The organism is Moorena sp., assembly GCF_982860115.1.
Genome location: NZ_CEYLVT010000096.1, coordinates 1 through 5,781, shown reverse-complemented (window position 1 = coordinate 5,781; position 5,781 = coordinate 1). Strand labels below are relative to the sequence as shown.

The window sequence follows — 5,781 nt, the reverse complement described above, 5'->3', positions numbered from 1 at the left end:
GGTAAGGAGACAGAATAAAACTGAATCTTTCCTAACTAAATGTAGTAGACTAAGGTAGGGAATTTAGTAAATCCTGACTCCTCAACTCCTAATCTCCTAACTCCTAAACTCCTTATCTTCTTAACTCCTAATCTTCTTAACTCCTCAACTCCTAATCTCCTAACTCCTCAACTCCTAAACTCCTAACTCCTCAACTCCTCAACTCCTGACTCCTCAACTCCTAATCTCCTAACTCCTCAACTCCTTATCTTCTTAACTCCTAATCTTCTTAACTCCTCAACTCCTAACCTCCTAACTCCTCAACTCCTCAACTCCTTATCTCCTGACTCCTCAACTCCTAACTCCTCAACTCCTAACTCCTCCCAAGCACTACAAACATCAACAGGAAAAATATCATGACTACAACCACCGCAGGACAAGAAATAAAATTTATTCAATACCATCAACCAGCCTTAGAAAGTGGGGAATACCACATCAAAGTGGAGCAAACTATTTCTGACACCGAAGGCAGGATTCCTGATGATGTCTCCTATAGCAAGGAATTAATCTTTTCTGTAATTGGGGAACGATTTGAACCCCTCACTCCCCAAGACATTTACGCCGTTTTCCCTCCACCAGAAAGCTTAGGTGACCATTCCAACGTACTACCCCATATCACTGTTAACCGGAGTACTCTTCCTTGGGAACGTTATCCTGGTCAAAGTGATGAAAATTTAACTTGGCTGGTTTTACTATTATTCCGGGACTCTGATTTTGAGGATGACGATGATAAACCCAAACTAAAAACTATTACCCTGGGAGACTTAGTAGCGGGGGAATCTGGGGTGAAGTTCCCTTCTTACACCCTTGATGGCGTAGGACAGACAGCAGAGGAGCAAACAGCAGTATTCGATATCAAAAAGAAATATGTAGCAGATATTTTGCCTACTAAAGCTGATCTTGCTTATGTTTCCCATGTTCGTAAAGCAGAAGACTTAGATGTTTCTGAAGACGCCACCGAGGAAGAAGCAGAAGAAGCCAAGGAATTTGCTACTGTTGTCTGTAGCCGTTTACCCCAACCCAATGGCACAAGTTACGTCCATTTAGTTTCCGTCGAGGGACGCTATGGCGATGACGGCTTTGATTTTCAAGGGGCAGGGGATGAAGATCTGATCCGTTTTGTGAGTTTAGCAAATTGGAGTTTTTCTTGTGTAGACCCTAAACAAACCTTTACGGAAATCCTCAAGAATCTCAATCGTACCCCTAGCACTCCCAGACTCCCAGTTAATGAGAATTCCACTGCGGAAAAATCTTTAGCAATGGGCTATATTCCTTTTCCCCATTCCCTACGCCAAGGAAGTCAAACGGTTTCCTGGTATCGTAGTCCTTTAGCAACAGGTTTTCACTCCGACACCTATGAATTTCCTGCCAAAGCTGCGGATGAATTATTACGTTATGATCCTGAGTTAGGACTGTTTGATACTTCCTATGCAGCAGCTTGGCAATTAGGACGGATGTTGACTCTGCAAAATTCTACAGTAGCCACTGGCTTGTATAACTGGAAAAGAGCATTTGCTCAAAGACTTAAACAACTGGAAAACATTTTAATTCACTTGCCCTTAACTCCCAAGCAGAGTGCAGCACCGATAGACCTTCCCCTCTATGTCTTCAAGTGGTTCAGAGATTTGGAATTGTTGAAAGGTATACCTTTTAACTATTTAATTCCCCATGAAAAGCTACTCCCCTCAGAATCAATCCGGTTCTTCTGTGTAGATTCTTTATGGGTAGACTGTTTACAGGATGGTGCCTTTAGTATCGGTCGGGTAACAGGGGCAGATGTCACCGAAGATACTGTAACCCGTTCTAGCAACAGTGGTTTAACCCGCAGTGATGATCAAAAGCTTACCGGAATTATTATGCGATCGCAAGTGGTGGCTGGATGGCCAGGTTTACTGGTGGATGGCTACGATACGGCTGTAGCGGATGCGGATTCCATTGACGAGACGGAAGGCAATCTTTTACCCTTATTACGGATGGATAAATTAGCCAAAGATGTCTTAATTTGTATATTCCAAGGGGAAGTTAAAACCGTCGATATTCACCAAAAACCAGAAGCTATGCACTTTGGAGTAGATCCTTTTGACGTAGATGACACAGAGGTTACCAAAGATTTAAGAAATGCCAATGGTGAGCTGATTGTGGGTTCAAAAATATCTGTACCCTGGAATAATTCAGCTAAAAAGGTAATCAACTTAGTGACATTTGCTGAGAATATGAAAACTTGGTTCAATAACAGTAGTGGGGGAGGGGGTTCTGTCACTAACTTTACCTCAGCTCAATTTGGCTTACAGATGATTGAAGGGGTGCAAAAAGTTAGGTTTGTGAAGGAGGAATAGGAGATAGGAGTAAGGAGGTAGGAGTTAGGAGTTAGGAGTCAGGAGGTAGTAGTTAGGAGGTAGTAGTTAGAAAACCACATAGTTTACCAAATCTCTTAATTCCTATCTCCTGTCTCCTGTCTCCTGTCTCCTAGATCATTTAGTCAGAACTAGCAAATTTGACTAACAAAAGTTCTATCTCCTAACTCCTGTCTGCTGTCTCCTAACTCCTACCTCCTATCTCCTATCTCCTAAAGAGACTTATTAAGTTATAGTTAAACTAACTGATAACTAACCTATGCTATCTCAAAAGCTTCTATACCTACGGAAGGATTACTACTGGAAAACGTGGTAGTGCCAGAAGTTCCAGATGTTCCAAATGTAGCAAACAGGGCACCGTTTCCAAGACCAGCTTCACTACCATTTTGATTGTAGAATAGACTTCCAGTTGTCTCGTTGTAGACAATCAAAGCATCACTACTGTCAACCTCATCATCACCAGAAACAACTTGCCATTGACTTTCATCTAATCCACCACTTCCAGTACTAGTAAGAGCAGTAAAAGTGCTTTGTTCCAGACGAATTTTGTCCTTACTAGCATCAAAGTTGACAATACTACTAGTCCCGAAACTGTTAGAATTAAAGGCTGAACCAGTGTTCAAAGTAAAGGTAGTATTACCTACGCCACTAATTAGTATATCATCACCTCCTCCACCAACTAGGTTGTCATTGCCATTACCACCAATCAGAGTATCATCTCCGGCATCTCCAAGTAAGTTGTCATCACCATCTCCACCAACTAAGTAGTCATTGCCAGCATCACCCCTTAAGAGATCATCACCAGCACCTCCAATTAGGGTGTCGTTACCATTACCACCAATAGCTACTAATGGTAATACTGCCTTACTTCCGTCCAAAGAATCATCACCTTCACCACCATCAAAGACTACCAGTTGTGCATCGGTACCTGATAAATCATTAACAGTTAAAGTATCATTTCCCCCAAGACCATTAATTTCAAATTGCTCTACATCATCAACATTTAGACTAAACTGACCTAGATTTAACCGTTCAAAGATTACTCGTGGACCAAAGGTTTTCAGATTAAAATTATCTCCTAAACCATCTGCTCCATTGACTTCAAGTACATCAAAGCCTGTACCGCCTTCCATGATATCGCTACCATCACCGTTGTTCCAAATCAATCGGTCATTACCTTCTGCACCATTGATATTGTCATCACCGGTATCACCTATTAGCGTATCATCATCTTTTCCACCATCTAAAACATCTATACCGTCTCCACCTTTTAATAAATCATTACCTGCTTTACCATCAAGTAAATCATTTCCTGCTCCACCTTTTAATAAATCATTGCCTGCACCACCATCAATAAGGTCATTTCCACCTTCACCTAATAATGTGTCATCTCCAGAAAGTCCAAGTAGGTTATCATCATAGTTGTCACCTACTAACAAATCATTACCTAAGCCGCCAATTGATGTACCCATGATCGTTTATCCTGAAATTTTAGAAGTTGTTTAATTAGCCATCTGTAATAGCTATCTCTCAGGATTAGAAAAATTATGCATAAGGGGCAAAAATTTTTCCAAGACGTTACGGCGGTTCCCATAACCATCAGGTATACAGGATTATTTTCCTGCTCCCCAGGGTAAGGGCAAGAATCAATAAGCTGCGGCTTATTGAGAAGCAAACCGGGTTATTATTAATAAATTAACTATATTGGGACTACAGTTCTAGGAGATTATAGGGGTTTAGAGACTTGATCAACCGATATCTAGCCAATGCACATTATGGGCTATTTTTTCTTGCGCTTATCCTGGGGATGTAGATACGAGCTTGGTTGTGCGATGCGCTATACCTAGCCAAATGCGAGTCACGGGTTCCCGTAGCGTGGCCTACGGCCTCAGCTTCATCGCTTCTTCGTAACTGAACCAGTTTCCGTAGGGTAAACACATTTACCGATGGAGCGCGTTCGCGAAGCGTCGCACTTCATCCTGACCCCCGCCTCACCCTATCCATACTTGCCATAGCGCATCACATTCAGGACTTTCGAGCAGGTTATGATTTAAGGAGTATTACTTACATCGGTCAAGCTCTGTTTATCGACGTAATAAAGTGACCGCTGGCATTTGACATCACAGCGATCACCATTTTTATCAATCACTCTACCGGACAATGAAACAGCCCTGCCCGAAAGGGTAATTTCTAGTTCAAGCAGTTAGTTAAAAATTAGGGATTTGCCAAAACTGTCCTGAATAATTCCCACAATTAGCCATAATCGGTTTATTGTCTTGGGAATCATTAATGATATCTAAACATTTATCACTGCCCGTAAACATGGTTTTGAGGCGATAATATCCAGACCTGTTTGTTTTTTGTATTTGCCAAAATTGTCCTGAATAATTACCACAGTCAGCCATAATTGGTTTATTGTCTTTAGAATCATTAATGATATCTAAACATTTATTACTGCCCGTAAACAGAGTTTTGAGGCGATAATATCCAGACTTGTTTGTTTTTTGTATTTGCCAATATTGTCCTGAATAATTACCACAGTCAGCCATAATCGGTTTATTGTCGTTAGCATCATTAATGATATCTAAACATTTATCACTTCCCGTAAACATGGTTTTGAGGCGATAATTTGTTTGTCCTTGGGCAACGTTAGTAGTACTGGCAAAAGCAATCACAGAAGACGCAACAGCTATACCAAAAGTGAAAATTCTCTTTATAGTTTTGTTAGACATGGTGGTATGAGACATTGTTTTAGTTTTAGATAAAAATTGCTCAAAAATTGTTCCACAAACTCAGCTGAATGCTGAGTGCTAATAGCTGATTTGTAACTATCTATCTACTTATCCGGGTAATCACCAATAGTTATGCAGAAAATTTTCAATACCAGTAAGCGGTCAGTGGTGAGCTTTTAGCTCACGCTGCGCGAACAGCGGTCAGCTTACTTTATTCAAAAGCACCCCAAGCAGAGTGCCACAGGCTTCCAGCCTCTGATGTAAGGCATAAAAGGTCGAATTTGTTGACTCCTTTATTCTCCATCCAATACCTGAGGCAGCTATTACGGATAAATTGAACCGTCCGAATAGCCTCATTGATCCCAGAGTATTGATGTTTCTTTCCTTTTGCCTTGAACTCTAAGATAATCATCAGTTTCGACCTTAACTGTCTTAACTGTCCTATACCTTCTACTACAACGCCTAAAGTAAGATTCCAGATTCTCTAGAAATATTTTTCTAACAGCGCGTAAAGCCGCTATGAGTATTCATACCCGGTTTGAAAAGACGGGGCTTTAGACTTACAGGTTCCCTCGTAAATTGGCTCTTAAGCACTTTTCTTGAACAGGGAATCGGGAATCGGGAATCGGGAATCGGGAATCGGGAATCGGGAATCG

3 protein-coding genes and 1 pseudogene are annotated in these 5,781 nt (G+C 41.2%); 1 reads left to right on the top strand and 3 read right to left on the bottom strand.

From position 1 onward, the window contains the following. The first annotated feature begins 395 nt into the window (after positions 1-395). Positions 396-2,375: a hypothetical protein gene (locus AC4II3_RS17315; RefSeq protein ID WP_488029339.1), complete on the top strand. Its 1,980-nt coding sequence runs from the start codon at positions 396-398 to the stop codon at positions 2,373-2,375. Positions 2,376-2,650: 275 nt separating this feature from the next. Here the strand turns inward: AC4II3_RS17315 and AC4II3_RS17310 are convergent, their stop codons facing one another. The 3 genes and pseudogenes from AC4II3_RS17310 to AC4II3_RS17300 form a co-directional block, all read right to left on the bottom strand. Next, positions 2,651-3,865 (bottom strand): calcium-binding protein, encoded by a 1,215-nt coding sequence (locus tag AC4II3_RS17310; RefSeq protein ID WP_488029340.1) that lies wholly within the window; start codon positions 3,863-3,865, stop codon positions 2,651-2,653. 735 nt (positions 3,866-4,600) lie between these two features. Next, entirely contained in the window at positions 4,601-5,140 is a 540-nt protein-coding gene (locus AC4II3_RS17305) for an RICIN domain-containing protein (RefSeq protein ID WP_488029341.1), read from the bottom strand. 256 nt (positions 5,141-5,396) lie between these two features. Further along, positions 5,397-5,537, bottom strand: a pseudogene (locus AC4II3_RS17300) (RNA-guided endonuclease InsQ/TnpB family protein); the annotation flags it as partial. Positions 5,538-5,781 lie beyond the last annotated feature (244 nt).

Coding starts and splice junctions, on each gene's coding strand:
- AC4II3_RS17310 (WP_488029340.1), bottom strand. CDS start 3,865: ATGGGTACATCAATTGGCGGCTTAGGTAATGATTTGTTAGTAGGTGAC.
- AC4II3_RS17315 (WP_488029339.1), top strand. CDS start 396: ATGACTACAACCACCGCAGGACAAGAAATAAAATTTATTCAATACCAT.
- AC4II3_RS17305 (WP_488029341.1), bottom strand. CDS start 5,140: ATGTCTCATACCACCATGTCTAACAAAACTATAAAGAGAATTTTCACT.